General features: G+C 33.3%; 17 protein-coding genes and 2 pseudogenes. 8 read left to right on the plus strand and 11 right to left on the minus strand.

Translation table 11 applies throughout. The features are described 5' to 3' along the window. The 3 genes and pseudogenes from FLACOL7796_RS24725 to FLACOL7796_RS24905 all read right to left on the minus strand — a co-directional run. Positions 1-207 (minus strand): hypothetical protein (locus FLACOL7796_RS24725; protein WP_232067418.1); only part of this gene is annotated, 207 nt, incomplete at its 3' end. 2 nt (positions 208-209) lie between these two features. Next, positions 210-659 (minus strand): annotated as a pseudogene (locus FLACOL7796_RS24900) (ABC transporter ATP-binding protein); the annotation flags it as partial. 207 nt (positions 660-866) lie between these two features. Next, positions 867-1,088: pseudogene (locus FLACOL7796_RS24905) on the minus strand (ATP-binding cassette domain-containing protein); the annotation flags it as partial. Positions 1,089-1,220: 132 nt separating this feature from the next. Between FLACOL7796_RS24905 and FLACOL7796_RS20415 the strand changes: the two are divergent. After that, entirely contained in the window at positions 1,221-1,943 is a 723-nt protein-coding gene (locus tag FLACOL7796_RS20415; RefSeq protein WP_173972641.1) for a phosphodiester glycosidase family protein, read from the plus strand. Between the two features lie 103 nt (positions 1,944-2,046). Then, entirely contained in the window at positions 2,047-2,340 is a 294-nt protein-coding gene (locus FLACOL7796_RS20420) for a hypothetical protein (protein WP_394367913.1), read from the plus strand. Between the two features lie 76 nt (positions 2,341-2,416). On the opposite strand, the gene FLACOL7796_RS20425 is transcribed toward FLACOL7796_RS20420, so the two are convergent. From FLACOL7796_RS20425 to FLACOL7796_RS20455, 7 genes are all read right to left on the minus strand, one after another. Further along, on the minus strand, positions 2,417-2,719 hold the full coding sequence (locus FLACOL7796_RS20425; RefSeq protein WP_173972643.1) for a DUF6787 family protein: 303 nt from the start codon (positions 2,717-2,719) through the stop codon (positions 2,417-2,419). Between the two features lie 32 nt (positions 2,720-2,751). After that, a complete protein-coding gene (locus FLACOL7796_RS20430) occupies positions 2,752-3,198 on the minus strand; it encodes a DUF6146 family protein (protein WP_173972644.1) in 447 nt (148 codons plus the stop codon). A 234-nt stretch (positions 3,199-3,432) separates the two neighbouring features. Next, the gene (locus FLACOL7796_RS20435; RefSeq protein WP_173972645.1) at positions 3,433-3,996 is read right to left on the minus strand and encodes a hypothetical protein; all 564 of its coding nucleotides are present in this window, start codon (positions 3,994-3,996) and stop codon (positions 3,433-3,435) included. A 172-nt stretch (positions 3,997-4,168) separates the two neighbouring features. Beyond that, the gene (locus FLACOL7796_RS20440) at positions 4,169-4,522 is read right to left on the minus strand and encodes a hypothetical protein (protein WP_173972646.1); all 354 of its coding nucleotides are present in this window, start codon (positions 4,520-4,522) and stop codon (positions 4,169-4,171) included. Between the two features lie 94 nt (positions 4,523-4,616). After that, on the minus strand, positions 4,617-5,567 hold the full coding sequence (locus tag FLACOL7796_RS20445) for a D-2-hydroxyacid dehydrogenase (RefSeq protein WP_173972647.1): 951 nt from the start codon (positions 5,565-5,567) through the stop codon (positions 4,617-4,619). A 139-nt stretch (positions 5,568-5,706) separates the two neighbouring features. Then, on the minus strand, positions 5,707-6,777 hold the full coding sequence (gene serC / locus FLACOL7796_RS20450; protein WP_173972648.1) for a 3-phosphoserine/phosphohydroxythreonine transaminase: 1,071 nt from the start codon (positions 6,775-6,777) through the stop codon (positions 5,707-5,709). A 93-nt stretch (positions 6,778-6,870) separates the two neighbouring features. Next, a complete protein-coding gene (locus FLACOL7796_RS20455) occupies positions 6,871-7,944 on the minus strand; it encodes an acyl-CoA reductase (protein WP_173972649.1) in 1,074 nt (357 codons plus the stop codon). Positions 7,945-8,080: 136 nt separating this feature from the next. Here FLACOL7796_RS20455 and FLACOL7796_RS20460 point away from each other — a divergent pair, with 136 nt between their 5' ends. Both FLACOL7796_RS20460 and FLACOL7796_RS20465 read left to right on the plus strand, forming a co-directional pair. Then, positions 8,081-8,431, plus strand: a complete 351-nt coding sequence (locus FLACOL7796_RS20460) for a 4Fe-4S dicluster domain-containing protein (RefSeq protein WP_173972650.1) — start codon at positions 8,081-8,083, stop codon at positions 8,429-8,431. A 168-nt stretch (positions 8,432-8,599) separates the two neighbouring features. Beyond that, positions 8,600-9,754: a hypothetical protein gene (locus FLACOL7796_RS20465; RefSeq protein WP_173972651.1), complete on the plus strand. Its 1,155-nt coding sequence runs from the start codon at positions 8,600-8,602 to the stop codon at positions 9,752-9,754. Between the two features lie 88 nt (positions 9,755-9,842). Here FLACOL7796_RS20465 and FLACOL7796_RS20470 read toward each other — a convergent pair whose 3' ends face one another. Continuing rightward, positions 9,843-12,575, minus strand: coding sequence for a TonB-dependent receptor (locus FLACOL7796_RS20470; protein ID WP_173972652.1), 2,733 nt, complete (start codon positions 12,573-12,575; stop codon positions 9,843-9,845). Between the two features lie 315 nt (positions 12,576-12,890). Between FLACOL7796_RS20470 and ychF the strand changes: the two genes are divergently transcribed. The 4 genes from ychF to FLACOL7796_RS20490 form a co-directional block, all read left to right on the plus strand. Beyond that, on the plus strand, positions 12,891-13,985 hold the full coding sequence (gene ychF / locus FLACOL7796_RS20475) for a redox-regulated ATPase YchF (RefSeq protein ID WP_173972653.1): 1,095 nt from the start codon (positions 12,891-12,893) through the stop codon (positions 13,983-13,985). Positions 13,986-14,416: 431 nt separating this feature from the next. Further along, positions 14,417-15,340, plus strand: coding sequence for a YihY/virulence factor BrkB family protein (locus tag FLACOL7796_RS20480; RefSeq protein WP_173972654.1), 924 nt, complete (start codon positions 14,417-14,419; stop codon positions 15,338-15,340). A gap of 97 nt (positions 15,341-15,437) precedes the next feature. Next, positions 15,438-15,962: an NADPH-dependent FMN reductase gene (locus FLACOL7796_RS20485; protein ID WP_173972655.1), complete on the plus strand. Its 525-nt coding sequence runs from the start codon at positions 15,438-15,440 to the stop codon at positions 15,960-15,962. A 3-nt stretch (positions 15,963-15,965) separates the two neighbouring features. Further along, the coding region (locus FLACOL7796_RS20490; RefSeq protein WP_173972656.1) for a transglutaminase domain-containing protein at positions 15,966-16,882 on the plus strand (917 nt) is incomplete at its 3' end.

Consider the following 16,882-nt stretch of genomic DNA (forward strand, 5'->3'; position numbering starts at 1 on the left):
GTTTAATAACAGTAAAAAAATATGAAATTCGATATTTATTCTTCCAAAAATTGCCCAAATACTGGCCAATAAAGTAACAGAAAATAAACCAAGAATTGATGTTATGACAAAATTCTGATTTTTTAATTTAACTATTTTATCAGTAAGAAAGCCTAAATTAATTGTGGTAAAAAGTATATAAATCCAACTTATTACAATTAAAATCATATTTAAGAAATAATTTGTCCGTCTGACATTATCAATTTTCTATCGGCCATATTTGCCAGTTCCTCATTATGCGTTACAATAACAAAGGTTTGACCAAATTCATCGCGAAGCTGAAAGAATAACTGATGCAGGTTTTCGGCAGAATGAGTGTCCAGATTTCCTGAAGGTTCATCGGCAAAAATAACGTCGGGTTTGTTGATTAAAGCTCTTGCTACGGCAACTCTTTGTTGTTCTCCTCCCGAAAGTTCGTTGGGTTTGTGATGTATTCTGTGCGATAAACCTAAATATTCTAAGATTCTTTTGGCCTCTTTTTCGGTTTCGGCTTTTGGTTTGTTTGCCATAAATGCAGGAATACAAACGTTTTCTAAAGCAGTAAACTCAGGCAATAATTGGTGAAATTGAAAAATGAAACCAAGATTTAAATTTCGGAAATTAGATAATACTTTGTCTTGTTTGCTTTTCTTTTTAAAATAGCGATTCATATAAATTGCTAATACAAAAAGTGGCAGCAACAAAGCCGCGATGGTAATGTATCTAAAAATATCGTCGAATATGGTGAGTTTGAAGAATAATAAAAAAGCAAGTAAGCCTACGGTATAAATACCGCCTATCCAGGAAATTAATCTAAATGTTTTTTCCTGTTTAGAATTGTCAGTTTCTACATCTTGTAATTTTAATACATTTTCTCCGTTTATAGTAAGAGACGATTCGGTGTTTATTTCCGGTTTATCGAGTGTTCCTAAAATTTGTAAAAGGGTTGTTTTTCCGGCACCTGAAGCACCAACAATAGAAACAATTTCTCCTTTTTTGATGTGCAAATCGACTCCTTTTAGAACCTCTAATTTATCGTAGAACTTATGTATGTTTTTTGCGTGAATCATTTTGAAACTGTTTTTACAAAGAAACAAAGATTCTGCCGATATAAAAATGGGTTGTAACAGAATTTTATGAAGAAAGCTATTTAAATAGGTATTGAAATTTTATGCTACATTTATTAGAAATTATTAAGCGAGATGAAAACAAAAATTGGGGTATTAGTTTTGATAATTGTACTTCTTGGTCTCTTTATTGGTGCCAAAGTATATGCTGATGATCAATTTGTGGTTTATAAAGCCGATCTTAAAAAACAAGATTTAAGATTATATTGGAAGAATAATAAGGGAGAAAATTTTGGAAGTATCGAGAACCTCAAACTTTGGCTGGAGAAAGACAAGTTGACGCTAAAATTTGCCATGAATGGCGGAATGTATAAAAAGGATAATTCACCACAAGGTCTTTATATCGAAAAGCAAAAGGTTCTGGTTGCTTTAGATACCTTAAAAGCAGCGGGTAATTTCTACTTAAAACCGAATGGTGTTTTTTATCTCACAACAAAAAGAATTGCCACAATTTGTAAAACAGAAGATTTTCGCAATAATAATACAATAGCATATGCGACCCAATCCGGCCCGATGTTGGTTATTGACGGGAAAATTCATCCTGACTTTAATAAAGGCTCGGGTAATTTGAATATTCGAAATGGAGTGGGGATTTTACCTGATGGAAAAGTAGTTTTTGTATTGTCGAAAAAGGAAATAAATTTTTATGATTTTGCGAATTATTTTAAAAGCTTAGGCTGTAAAAATGCTTTGTATCTCGACGGATTTGTATCGCGTGCTTATGTGCCATCAGAAAATTGGATTCAGACTGACGGAAATTTTGGTGAGTTATTTGCTGTAACAGAAAAAAAAGAATAATTAAAGGGTTTATTATATGGGAATTAAGAAAGAAAATGGCACTAATAAATAAGTTCAATTCAATCAATTCTTTATAAATTCGAATAATCTAAATCAAATGAAAATGCAGGAAGTAAAAACAATAAACGCAGACGACAGAACCAGAAAACTCCTTTTGGGTTTGCTTTTGGATGGTGTTGGAATGATATCCTTTTCGATTCCGTTGATTGGAGAATTCTCAGACGTAATTTGGGCACCCGTTGCCGCATTTATTATGACCAGAATGTACAAGGGCAGAGTAGGTAGAGTGGCAAGTGTATTGACTTTTATAGAAGAAGCGTTGCCGTTTACAGATATAATTCCGTCGTTTACACTTACGTGGATTTATACTTATTATTTTCAAAAAGGAGAAAACTAAAATCTAACAATTTTATAAATGAAAAATGGCAACCTTAAAAGTTGCCATTTTTTTTATTTCTTAACGAGAAGGTGAATTAATCTTTAAACAAAAAACCGAGTCCCATATTTTTAAGCATTTTCTTTTCGAAATTCCAGAAAAAACGGAACTGACCAAAAATAGTTCCTATGGCAACCAATAAAACCTGATAGATAGGAAAGATAATCAATAAACGAATTAAAGTAAACCATCCGCCAAAATCTTCTTTGGTGATGCCCAGTAAAACACAAAAGGGTTTAGACAACCATGCAGATGCCGATCCTGTGATGGCAAAAACAATCAATATAATTATGGCTTGTAGGTTTGAGGTAATCCCCCAACGTTTCTTTAATCGATTCATTTTTATTTGCAATATTTACAAATATAAGAACATTATCTTATAGGAACATAGCCGTAAAGCTTTTGTTTGTAAGTATTTTGAAAATAAATCATATAATTGTAAATAAGGTAATTTACTTCGTATCCGTAATGAATATTTGGCTGATAATCGATCCTCATTTCGTATAAACTCGGATTGTAACGTTGTGGTTGCAAAACACGATTATTCCATTCTGTTACATACAAATTATTCTTGTTTTCAAGATACGATAAAGAATAATAATTACGCGGAAGCGCCGTTGCAGCCAGCCAGGTGCTAAAACCATTGTCGATAATAATAACTTCGTATTCTAAAGAATCATTAGCAATTCGCACAGTGTCATTTACAGCAACTTTAGGAGTATGTCCCGGATTGGTATTGTTTGCAATATTATTTTTTGAAGTAGTAGAACAAGCAACAATTGTAAATAAAAGGATAAAGATGTAGACGTAATTTTTCATAACTTTTTAGTTTGAAACTTAAATTTACAAAGATATCAATCAACTATATTGCTATTTAACAACAGTTTATAATTAGTAATTGCAGATTTAAATTTATTTAAAAGTTAGAATATCAAAACCTTTGCCATTCTTACATCCAAAACAAAAAAAGCTGCCTACCTAAAGTAAACAGCTTTTATATTTTATAAAGAAACCTTTGTCCCTTTGTTACTCTGAACCTTTGAACCTGGAAGTTTATTTACTTCCAAACAACTGCCCAATAAATCCTGCGATTCCACCTTTTGTTTTAGTAACAACAAGAACATCAGCTACATCTACCTTTCCGTCATTGTTTTGATCTAAACCAAATTGCATTCCGTATTTATTGATTGTTTCCATGATCCCAGAAGCTTGTCCGCTGCTTCCTGTAAGAGAACCAATAATATCAGAAATCTGAAAACTACTGTCATTAGGATCTTTTGCTTTATTAACCAAAGAACTTAGTATTTGCGGAATCATACTGGCTGCAACGCCTGATGAAGCTTCGCTGCTTAATCCGAATTTTTCTCCAAGATTTCCGGACAATTGTTGTGTTATTTGCTGCACAACAGGATTCGAGCTGTCAATAGAAGATTTTCCACTAAACAAACCGGCAAGTTGTTCGCCGCCACCTTCTGAAGCAATTTTTTGTAATCCTGCAAATATCGAAGTACTGGTTTCATTTATAACAGCTTCGTTATGCTCGTTAGGAACTGCAGCGTTGTTTACTACAGCATTGCCTCCGTATTGTTGTACTAATTGAGTTAATTGTTCAAACATAATGTTTAGATTTAGATTAGACGACAAATTTAATAAAAAGAAAGGTATTTACTACAAAATTATAATAAATACCTCTAAAGTTAATCTATTTTTTAATTACTAGGTTCGACAAATTCAAGAAATTGTACAAAACCTTATTTATATGACCTTAAATTAAAGCCAATGTTAAGGTTTAGTATTTTGGCACTTTTACTTTGCACCAGGTCGTAACATCTTCAGGATTAAATCCGGGACAATTATTAACGTTCTTTTTAGGAAAAAATAAAACAGCATTATCAAATGTACTCAGGTTGAAATAATAGTTGCTGTAATCTTCTCCATATCGCCATAGATCGCTTGAACCTTCATTGCCAACCGTTTCAGTAAAAGTAAAAATAGAAGACTGCTCAGGAATAAAATATTCTTTTTCGATAATAAGCGAAAACACATTGCCAAAGATAGAAGTACAGAACAAAGCAATTGCAATTACCATTAGAATCACTCGAATGATCCATTTACGTCCAGAACTTTTTTGTGGTGTCTTCATAGTTATACTTTAAGGGTTCGCGAAAGTATAAAAAAGAAAGGGATTTACTACAGGTACATAGTAAATCCCTTTCATTAAATTTAATCTATTTTTCTTAGCTCAACAAAGTAATAATCTGAGAAGCTAATTCAGTACCAATTCTGTCTTGCGCCTCTCCTGTTGCAGCTCCAATGTGTGGAGTCAAAGAGATTTTAGTGTGCATTAAGATTGCCATTTCTGGTTTTGGTTCGCTTTCAAAAACGTCTAAACCTGCAAAAGCCACTTTTCCAGAATCTAAAGCTTTTACTAAAGCTACTTCATCAATAACGCCACCACGAGCACAGTTTACGATTCCAACACCATCTTTCATAATTGCCAGTTCTTTCTCTCCAATGATGTAACCATCCTGAGCAGGAACGTGTAATGTAATGAAATCAGCTTCTTTAAATAAAGATTCTAAAGATTGAGAAACAATCGTAGTTGTAATCGACTGACCGTCAAAAAACTCAACTTTAATATCTACAGAAGGAATAAAACTATCTGCAGCAATTACTTTCATACCTAAACCAAGAGCCATTTTTGCTGTAGCTTGTCCAATACGACCAATACCAACAATACCAAGCGTTTTACCTCTTAATTCAACACCATTAGCGTAAGCTTTTTTCAAACCATCAAAGTTTGAATCCCCTTCAAGAGGCATATTTCTGTTAGAATCATGCAAGAAACGAACACCAGAAAACAAGTGTCCAAAAACCAATTCAGCAACAGATTCTGATGATGAAGCAGGTGTATTAATTACATGAATTCCTTTGCTTTTAGCATAATCAACATCAATATTATCCATACCAACACCACCACGACCAATAATTTTAAGTCCAGGGCAAGCATCAATAATATCTTTACGAACTTTAGTTGCAGAACGCACTAAAACCACATCTACATTATTTTCATTCACAAAATTAGCTACTTGTTCCTGAGCTACTTTTGTAGTTATAACTTCAAATCCACCTTTTTCTAAGGCTAGAATTCCACTTTTAGAAATTCCGTCATTTGCTAATACTTTCATTGCATTTATTATTTATTTGGTTAATCGTTTAATTGTTTAATCGATAAACCAGCTATTTGATTTTTCTTTTTTGATATTTTAAAGGAAGCATTTTTTTTCGATTAAACAGTTAAACAAATTAACGATTAACCGAAAAAAACTAAACTTTAGTCTCCAAAGCTTTCATTACATCAACCAATACCTGAACACTTTCGATAGGCATAGCGTTGTAAATAGAAGCTCTGTAACCACCCACAGAACGGTGTCCTGGCAATCCGGAAATGTTTGCTGCTTTCCATAAAGCATCAAAAGTTTCTGTATGATCCGGGTTGTTCAATAAGAAAGTCACATTCATTTTAGAACGATCTTCAACTGCAGCAGCCCCTTTAAATAATGGGTTTCTGTCGATTTCAGCATAAAGTAAATCAGCTTTTACGTCGTTTAATTTCTCAACAGCAGCAACTCCGCCTTTTTCTTTAATCCATTGCAAAGTCAATAGAGAAACGTAGACAGCAAAAACAGGAGGAGTATTATACATACTTTCTGCTTTAATATGTTTAGCGTAATCTAACATACTTGGGATTGTTCTTCCGCTTTTCTCTAAGATTTCTTCTTTTACCACTACCAAAGTAGTTCCTGCAGGACCCATATTTTTTTGAGCTCCGGCGTAGATTAAATCAAATTTAGAGAAATCTAAATTGCGTGAAAAAATATCAGAACTCATATCGCAAACAACAGGAATGTTAGTTGCAGGGAATTCTTTCATTTGAGTTCCAAAAATAGTATTGTTACTAGTACAGTGAAAATAATCAGCATCAGCTGGTATTTCGTATCCTTTTGGAATATGGTTATAATTTTGTTCTTTCGAAGAAGCTACGATAACAGTTTCTCCAAAATATTTTGCTTCTTTTATTGCTGCAGTTGCCCAGGTTCCGGAATCTAAATAAGCGGCTTTTCCACCTTCTTTCAATAAATTATACGGAGCCATCAAGAAAGCGGTACTTGCACCACCTTGTAAAAATAGTGCCTGATATCCTTTTCCTGTAAGTCCTAATAACTCTAAAGCAAGGGAACGAGCTTCATCCATAACGGCAACGAAATCTTTACTTCGGTGCGAAATTTCAAGAATAGAAAGTCCTGAATCATTAAAATTTAATATAGCTTTTGATGCTTTTTCAAAAACCTCTTGAGGTAAAATACTTGGTCCTGCGCTGTAGTTGTGTTTTTTCATGGTTGTTGTTAAAAGTCGAAAATTTTAAAGAGGCAAATTTCGGCAATAGGAGCTGAAAAAGCGATAAATTATTCGAAATAATTAAACATATTTTTACTTTGTTGTTAACAAAAACGTTATAGTATCTACGTTATCTGCATAATCCCACAATTGAGGATTTTGAGTTTGCCCGAACGGAATACTATTTTGAATTAAATCATTGCTCACGATGCACTGAATTTGTTCAGCATCAGCATCAAGACGCGCTTGTAATTCGTCTATGTTTTCGTAAAATTCATAAAAAACACTCGAAATAGGAGAGGCGTAACTAGGATCTTCTTTTAAAGTTAAAAATCCGTTATCTAATAATTTAAAATTACTCATTAAAAATACTGCCTTATTATAGTCGTAATTATTAGCATATTTCTCGTAATGAATAACGTCCTGATATTTAAAAATAGCCTGAAAAAAAGCATCAAACGAATAGCCTTTCGGTACAAAAAGCTTGGAAACATTGCGGCATCCTAAACCAAAATACCTGAAAATATCTTCGCCTAAAGCTTCTAATTCTTCATGTGTTTCTTTTCCGTTTAAAACAGCTGCCGAATTTCTGTTTTTTCGAATGATAGACGGTTTGTCTTTAAAATAATATTCAAAATATCGCGCCGTATTATTGCTTCCTGTAGCGATTACTGTATCAAAGTTCTCCAGTTTTCCTTCCACGAAAGTGATCTTATCTTTCAAGCTTTCATCAACAAAAACTAAATATTTAGCTAAAAATGGCAACAAATGCTGATCGTTTGAAGATGTTTTTACCAATGCTTTGTTTCCTGTGATTAATACCGATAAAAAATCGTGAAAACCAACCAGCGGAATATTTCCGGCTAAAATTAAAGCGACGTTTTTTTCGGTTTTGTTATCCTGAGTAAAATCTGTTGCGTATTGAGAAAGCCATTTCGAAATGTTTTCTTCGGTCAGCGCATCGGCCCATGATTTTATAGCAAAGTATACTTGTTCAGGTGTATACCATCCGTTATGAGATTGAGATAAAAGGATCAGTTTTATAAAATCTTCAAAAAACAAGTCATTACCTAAAACCGATTCATTTCGTGTATTTTCTTCTTCGGAAAACTGACTTAAAAATTTTCCTAATTCAACAAAAACACTTTTTTTTGTTTCTAATGTCATAATGTTTGTTTATGAATTGTTTTGATTGTAATTTTGCACAAAAATAAGCTATATTACGTTATAAGGCAAAGCAGAATGAAATCTTTGGTATTTTAAACTCAAAGCCTGTAACTTTTAACATGTAACCAAGAACGAGATGGCAATAATTATAACTGACGAATGCATAAACTGTGGGGCTTGTGAACCAGAGTGCCCAAATACAGCAATTTATGAAGGCGCTGACGATTGGAGATATAAGGATGGAACTAGTCTTAAAGGGAAAGTAATTTTACCTGACGGAACTGAGGTTGATGCAGAAGATGCTCAAACACCAATTTCTGACGAAGTGTACTATATTGTTCCTGGAAAATGTACAGAGTGTAAAGGTTTTCATGACGAACCTCAATGTGCTGCTGTATGTCCTGTTGATTGTTGTGTGCCAGACGATAATCACGTAGAAGATGAAGAAACCTTGTTGAACAGACAAGCGTTTTTACATGGTGAATAAATTTTTATTTGTAGAAAATATAAATCCTGAGCCCTAAACTCAGGATTTTTTTTGCTCCAATTTCTAAATTTCTGGATTTGTTATTCGATTGATTTATAATGATTTATTTTTTAAATGTTAATTTATTGATAAAAAATTAATACTTTAGTTGAAAATTTAACAACGCCTATGAAGAGATTGCTACTTTTGATTATTGTGTGTTTTAGCGTTAATAGTTTTGCTCAAAATACAGAATATTCTATCATTGTAAAAGATATAGAAACACAATTGCCTATAGAAAATGCAATGGTTGTCATACTTAAAACCAAGCAGGTTTTATTAAGTAATGAAGACGGAAAAGTTACTTTTATATTAAATGGAGCTTCAAATGTTCAGGTTTCCGAAATGAATTATGAGAATCTAACCCTTCGCTGGGCTACTTTAAAAGAAGATCAATTTGTAGTTTATCTGCAAAACAAGGACAATAAATTAGACGAAATTGTCTTGTCTAAAGAAAATCCGCAAAAAATCCTGCAAAGAGTTGTTTCAAACTCCATACAAAAACTCACAACACCTTACCGTCTTAAAGTATATGTAAGAGAATTTTTTATGCTCGATAATAAATACTCCTATTATAATGACGGACTTGTAAATTTTCAGTTTTCAGGAAATAAAAAAGCTACAACTACATTATTGGTCGAACAAAATAGATCGTATGGTTTGCTTGAAACAGATGTAAGTGCAGATTTAAGAGGTTATAATCTCAATAATATTATGGAGAATTATTCGAACTTAAAGTATTTTAATCCTGTTTTAGATTCAAAAGTAAAAAACGAATATGATTTTATTATAAAAGGACATCCTAATAACAAAGACTATTTTGTAATGAATATTACGCCGCTGCATAAAAAAGATGGAGATAAGTTTGAGGTTATTTACGATCCGGTAAAAAAACTAATTATCGAATTTTCGTGTGTTTTGATTCCCGGAGATACTGATGAAATAGAAGAAAAGCCAGTAATTGGGTCAAAAAAAATTACCAAATCCTATGTAAAAGTAGATTACAGATTAGACGATTCAAATTATTATCTTTTAAGTTCTAATGAAGAAATAGCTTATAATCTTACCTTAAAAGATAAGGTCAAAAATATTCAGGTTCGCAATAGTTTTGTTACAACGAGTTTCAATAAACAAAAGTTTACCTATAATGAAAGTGATGTTTTTAAAGAGAAAACACTTTTTAATAAACAAAATAAAATTCTAACCAATTACTGGGACATTTCAGGATTTACCGCTACTGATGAGGAAAAAGCAATAATTGCTTCTTTAGATTTTAAGCTTTAAATTGTAATCTTTAAGAAATAAAAAAATCCTGAGTTTGACGCTCAGGATTTTTTGTATCTAAAAGTAAAGTCTTTTTCTCTAAATTGTATTAAAAATTAAACCCAAGTCTTGCGTAGTAATAAGCTCCGTTGAAACCCATTTGTACAGCATCCCAATATCCTCCGGCTTCTACCCAGTCGTCTTGTTGATCAGGATAAATGTTTAAAAGGTTGTTGGCACCAATACTAATTTTAGTCGATTTAGAAACTTTAAACCCTAAAGTTAAATCAGTTACAATTTTTGCACCGTACGTATCTGTTGCAGCTTTCTTTTGGTTAGCAAGTACTTGTGCGTCAGTTTCAGACGGATCTAATCTATAGTCTTCAGGATCTTCATCCATTTGGTAATCCAGTAATTTTACTTCGCTAAATCTGGTAAAAGCCAATCCTGCATCAAACCATTTTCTGCCGTAATTAAGGTTTAATCCAAATTTGTTTGGCGGTGCAGAAGCCAGTAAGAAAGCTTTGTCACGTTCTCCAAAGAATTGATTTGCAGGTAAAGTACCATTATGTACTTTGTCAATTTTCATATCATTAATATTACCAACAAGAGTTGCGCCGAATCTATTTTCGTTTATTGTTTTTTTCCAGGCCAAAACCACATCAAGTCCTTTTGTTTTAGTATCTACACCATTTACAAAAAATTGAGCTTTAGATTTGTTCCCTAAAGCTGGCGCATCAAAATAACCTGTTAATACAATTCTGTCTTTTACATTAATTAAATAACCATCTATTGTTGCGGTAAAGTCTCCAAAATTAGCTGTAAATCCTAAAGATGCATTTATGGCTTTTTCCTCGTTTAGTTTTTGAATTCCAAAAGATCTTGTGATTTCGCTGTCATTTGAAGCTAATAAAACTTCGGTTGCACCGGCAGAACTAAAGTTGGTAAAATGTAAATTATAATAAATTTGCGCTAAAGAAGGTGCGCGAAATCCTGTACTTACAGAACCTCTTAAGTTAATATGATCTGTAATTTTTAGTCTCGAAGCAAATTTTCCGTTTACAGTACTTCCAAAATCACTGTAGTTTTCATAACGAACAGCACCGCTCACCATCCATGCCTGAGTAACATCTAGTTCGGCATCTGCGTATAAAGAAAAGTTAGTACGGCTTTTGTTTACTTCGTTTAACGGGCTATATCCCGGGAAACCCTGAGAACCTCCTGGTCTTGGTATAGTTGGTGAAGAAGTTGGATCTGTAGGATCGTAATCAGGATTTGGAACTGTAGGAGCGCTTTGAGTTTTAGGATCAGTAATTGGTACTCCGTTAGTATCGTAAGTTGCATAAGAACCTTCTTCTCCTGCAAAAATTTCGAATTTTTCTACTCTAAACTCAGTTCCAAAAGCGATGTTAAGTCCGCCAAGAATATCACCGTAATTTTTAGAAACATCTAAATTAGTTGTGTTTTGAAGTAAGCTATGACCACCGGCATCAAATTCTCTAGGCGATTTATCTTCAAGAGAAGCATTAATAGTTCCTTTTATATCATAATGAAATTTGTTCTTACCCAAAGTGTTGCTTAAATCCCATTTCCAGCCGCCTGAAGTTTCTGTTCTAATTCCGGCTGCGATCGAATTGTCGTTTATTTTTGATGTTATTCTGGGTGTATATCCGCCCGGATAAATCGATTCTACAACTCTTTCTCCATCGTTTCGTGTAAATGCGTAAGCATCTGTGTCTCTAAAATTACTTCCTCCAAAAGCATAAAATTGAGTTTTATCAGAAATCGGAATGGCAAGATTTACAAATAAGTTCACTCCTTGAATTTCAGCTTCTCCAAAACCTTTTCTAAAATCAAAACCCGGACGTAATGTTTTGTTTTTATTTAAAAATTCTCCGGTAACGTTAACGTATCCTCCTTTAGTTCCTATTGCCGTTCCGTAATTGGCAGATACTTTTAGAGATCCTCCGTCAAAATTTTGATTTTTTCCAAAAGTGTTTCCGTTTCCTTTTTTGTCTAATCTGAAATTTTTTGTATTGGCTGTGCCTTCAGGAAAATCTCCTTTTGCATCTGTGTTAAACGCGCCATAGGTAATCGCTCCGGTAAACTCATTTATATTATCATTAGTAACAATATTGATAACTCCTGCGATCGCGTCAGAACCATATTGGGCTGCAGCACCATCTCTTAAAATCTCAATTCGTTTAATAGACGCAGCAGGAATTGCATTCAAATCTGTACCTGTGTTTCCACGTCCGCGAGTTCCAAATAAATTAATCAATGACGACTGATGTCTTCTTTTTCCGTTAATCAAAACCAAAGTCTGATCAGGTCCCATACCTCTTAAAGAAGCCGGATCTACGTGATCTGCCCCGTCAGAACCGGATTGTTTATTGGCATTAAAAGAAGGCGCGACATATTGTAGTAGTTCATTAATTTCCAGTTTTCCGCTTTGTGTTGTAACATCTTTTACATTAATAACATCGATAGGTACAGCCGAATTGACAACCGTTCTTTTTGCATTTCTTGAACCAACTACCACGACATCACTTAAAATCTGACCGCCGCTTTCGTCTAAAGTAACTTCTATTTTGTCACCGATAACTTTTTTTTCTATCGAGGAATAGCCAACATAGCTAAAAATTAATGTGGCTCCATCTTTCACTTTTATGCGATAACTACCTTCAAAATCAGTCGATGTACCGTTGGCAGTTCCTTTTTCAAGAACATTCACACCTGGCAAAGGCGCACCGGACTTGTCTTTTACAGCTCCTGAAATTTCTTTTTGAGCAAAAAGAAACATCGTATTTAGTAGGAATAAAAATAATGCAATCTTTTTCATGGTTTTGTGAGTTTGGTTTAATTTTTTGTTTTGATCATTGTTAAAAGTAGTATAATTTAATAAAATATTAATAAAAAGTTTAATTTTTTTAAACGTAATATTTTAAAATACATTAATCCTCATTTTTACTTCACTTACGAGCTATTAAATCTTATATTTGCAAAATTTTAAAGCCAAAAAATATCATTTTGGCAGAAACAAAAAATCGAGACATAAATTATACATCATTAAGTAACGTTCTATATATTAAGGTAGAAGCTTGGTGATAAGACCTGAGAGAATCAGGATCTAATAAAAAATAAATAGAAACAACAGATGAAAGCAGGAATTGTAGGATTACCAAATGTTGGAAAATCAACATTATTTAATTGTTTATCTAATGCAAAAGCGCAAAGTGCGAACTTTCCGTTTTGTACAATCGAACCTAATATTGGTGTTGTAAACGTTCCGGATCCAAGAATCAACAAGTTAGAAGAATTGGTAAAACCAGAGCGCGTACAAATGGCAACAGTAGATATTGTTGATATCGCTGGTTTGGTAAAAGGAGCAAGTAAAGGTGAAGGTCTTGGAAACCAATTTTTAGGAAACATTAGAGAGTGTAATGCTATTATTCACGTTTTACGTTGTTTTGATAACGATAACATCGTTCACGTAGACGGAAACGTAAACCCAATTCGCGACAAAGAAACGATTGATATCGAATTACAGTTAAAAGACTTAGAAACAGTTGAAAAACGTTTAGAAAAAGTAAACCGTGCTGCTAAAACAGGAAATAAAGAAGCGCAAACAGAAAAAGCACTTTTAGACAGAATCAGAGAAGCATTATTGCAAGCTAAATCAGCTCGTACAATTGTACCTCAAGGAAATGACGAAGAGGTTTTAATGGAATCTTTTCAGTTAATTACTGCAAAACCAGTTTTGTACGTTTGTAATGTTGACGAAAATTCTGCAGTAAACGGAAACAAATATGTAGATCAGGTTCGTGAATTAGTAAAAGACGAAGATGCTGAAGTTATTATCCTTTCAGTAGGAGCAGAGGCTGATATTACAGAATTAGAAAGCTACGAAGAGCGTCAGGTTTTCCTTGAAGATATGGGATTAACAGAGCCGGGAGCATCAGTTTTAATTCGTGCAGCTTACAAATTATTAAAACAACAAACTTACTTTACTGCTGGTGTAAAAGAAGTTCGTGCCTGGACAATCAATATTGGAGCTACAGCGCCACAGGCAGCAGGAGTTATCCACACTGATTTTGAAAAAGGATTTATTCGTGCAGAGGTAATTTCATACGAAGATTACGTTCAGTACGGTTCTGAGGCAAAAGCAAAAGAAGCAGGGAAATTTAAAGTAGAAGGAAAAGAATATGTTGTAAAAGATGGTGATGTAATGCATTTCCGTTTCAACGTATAATTTCTTTTTGAGAGAATAGAATATAGAGAATAGACTAAACTGCTGGAGAAATTCAGCAGTTTTTTTATGCTTAAAAATAAACGTGTTATATTTTGAAATGACAAATTAGACGAGAATATTATTATGAAAATGGTTGCCCTAGCCCCGATAGTAGAGGAAATCCTTTTGTGGCGGTGTTCGCCACAAAAGATTGGAACGAATAGCGGGATTAGCTCCTAAAAAAAGATTTATTTTTAATTAGAGAAAACGAATAAAAGAAAATCCGCCCAAATCCGCGTTTTCGCTTTAGCGAATCCGTGTCATCCGCGTGCCATTTTTTAGACCACAACAACGTAAATCCAACATGGAAAAAATATAAAATTTCTCCTTAAAGCGAGAATTCAATTTTTTGATAATTGCGTAAATTTGAGAGTATTTCAAAAAATGAGCAAATGAAAATTAAAAATATATTCTCCAAGTCATGGTTTCTGCTTAAGAATACCTTTTTACAATTTAATGATGATAATGCGATTAAGTTAAGTGCGGCATTATCGTATTATACCATATTTGCATTGCCTCCTTTATTAATTATTATAATAACCATTTGCGGTTTTTTCTTTGGTGAAGAGGCTGTAACGGGAGAATTGTACGGGCAAATTAATGGTTTGGTGGGTAATGGTGCAGCGATTCAGATTCAAGAAGCAATAAAAAATGTACAATTGTCTGGTGAGAATGTTTTTGCAACAGTTTTTGGAATCATTATGTTATTAATTGGAGCGTCAGGAGTTTTTGCTGAAATACAAAGCTCGATAAATTTTATTTGGGGATTACGCGCCAAACCTGATAAAGGGATTAAAAAATTCATTCAAAATCGCTTAATGTCGTTTTCTATGATTGCTTCGGTTGGTTTTTTAATGCTTGTCAGCCTTTTTATAAGTACCACTTTAGATTTACTAAGCGCACGCTTAAAAGTATATTTTCCGGAAAGTACAGTTTATCTGTTTTATGTAGTGAACATCGTAATTGTATTGGCGAGTATAACGCTTCTTTTTGCTATTATCTTCAGAACATTACCCGATGGAAAAATAAGATGGAAAGATGCTTTTATAGGATCAACTGTAACGGCGATATTATTTATGATTGGTAAATTTGCTATAGGATTTTATCTGGGCAGTTCTACAGTTGCATCTGTTTACGGTGCAGCAGGTTCTGTGATAATTATTTTGGTTTGGGTATATTATTCGGCAATTATTCTGTATTTTGGAGCAGAATTTACCAAAGTATATGCAAAATCTTATGGAGGTAAAATTTACCCGAATGAATACTCAGTAGAGATTCAAAAAGAGATTTATGAAATTGAGCCCAATAAAATATAAGGCACAGATTAAAAAGATTTTCACAGATTAACATTAGGTAATCATTTAAGATCATTTAATCTATGGCAAAAAAGCAAGCTCAAAAAAATAACCAAATATGAAAATAGTAGCCTTTGGAGGAAGTAACAGTAAGCATTCTATCAATAAACGCTTAGCAACTTATGCGGCAGGTTTATTCGATAATGCCGAAGTTGAAGTTTTAGATTTAAATGATTTTGCAATGCCATTGTTTAGCGTTGATGTTGAAAAAGAAATTGGTCAGCATGAAATTGCAAAAGCTTTTTTGGCTAAACTTGCCGGTGCAGATATTTTAGTTGTTTCTCTGGCAGAAAATAATAATAATTATTCTACAGCATTTAAAAATATATTCGATTGGTCTTCCCGAATTGAAAAAGATGTTTTTCAGAAAAAGCCAATGTTATTATTAGCAACTTCGCCTGGAACAAGGGGAGGTGCTTCGGTTTTAGAAATAGGCCGTAATGCTTTGCCAAGATATGGTGCTGAAATTAAAGGTACATTTTCATTACCTGCCTTTAATGCTAATTTTGATTTAGAGCAAAATAAAATCTCGAATGTGGAGTTAGATAAAGAATTGAAAGACATAATAAAGTCTAGTTTTTAATCGATGACCATAAAAAAGATTACCGTTTTAGTTCTTTTCCTGAGTTTTTGTTTTCTGCATTCATCGTACTCCCAAAAGTATAGTGATGTTGACAGAGCAGTTGTAAAATATCCCAAGCATTTTAATTCTACAGAAGATCTCGCCGAAAAAATTCAGGACGATTTTAGTTCTGATGGAGATAAAGCACGCGCTATTTATACCTGGATTGCTCTTAATATAAAATACGATTATGCTTCTTTTTTAAAACCGCAAAGAACGCAAGGTTTTAGCTATTCTACAGAAGCTGAAAAACAAAGAAAGATCAAACAAATCAATGATAAACTGATTCAGAATACCTTTGATTCTCAGAAAGCAGTATGCGAAGGATTTACAGCTTTGTTTCAGCATTTGGCTGGATTAGTTGGCTTAAAATCAGAAATAATTAGAGGAGATTCAAAAACAAGGTTAGTAGATATTGGTCGAAAAAACACTTCTTCAAATCATGCATGGAACACTGTTTTGATTGATAAAAGGTGGCGTTTAATAGATGTTACCTGGGGTCAGGGATATTATGATAGTAGTAAAGGAAGAATGGTAAGCGATTTTGATCCGGTTTATTTTGACACAGATCAGGATTACTTTTTTGCTAAGCATTTTCCGGATTCAGGTTTGTATTTGGGGAATAAAATAGATAAAAATGAGTTTCTAAACGGACCATTAATTTATAATAAAACCATTTCAGGAGATTATAAAATTAAATCTCCGGATTCAGGAATAATCGAAGCGAAATATGGTGATAAGATTACGATTGAAATTAAGAATGTTTCGAAGTCAAATGTCGTTTTCTATTTAAATAAAAGAAATCAACCCGTTAAAATTCAGAACTCTAAAGAAAAACGAGGAGGTTTAGAATTTCAGATTACTTACGATAAAAATATAGG

This window comes from Flavobacterium bizetiae (assembly GCF_902804475.1).
Lineage (GTDB): Bacteria > Bacteroidota > Bacteroidia > Flavobacteriales > Flavobacteriaceae > Flavobacterium > Flavobacterium bizetiae.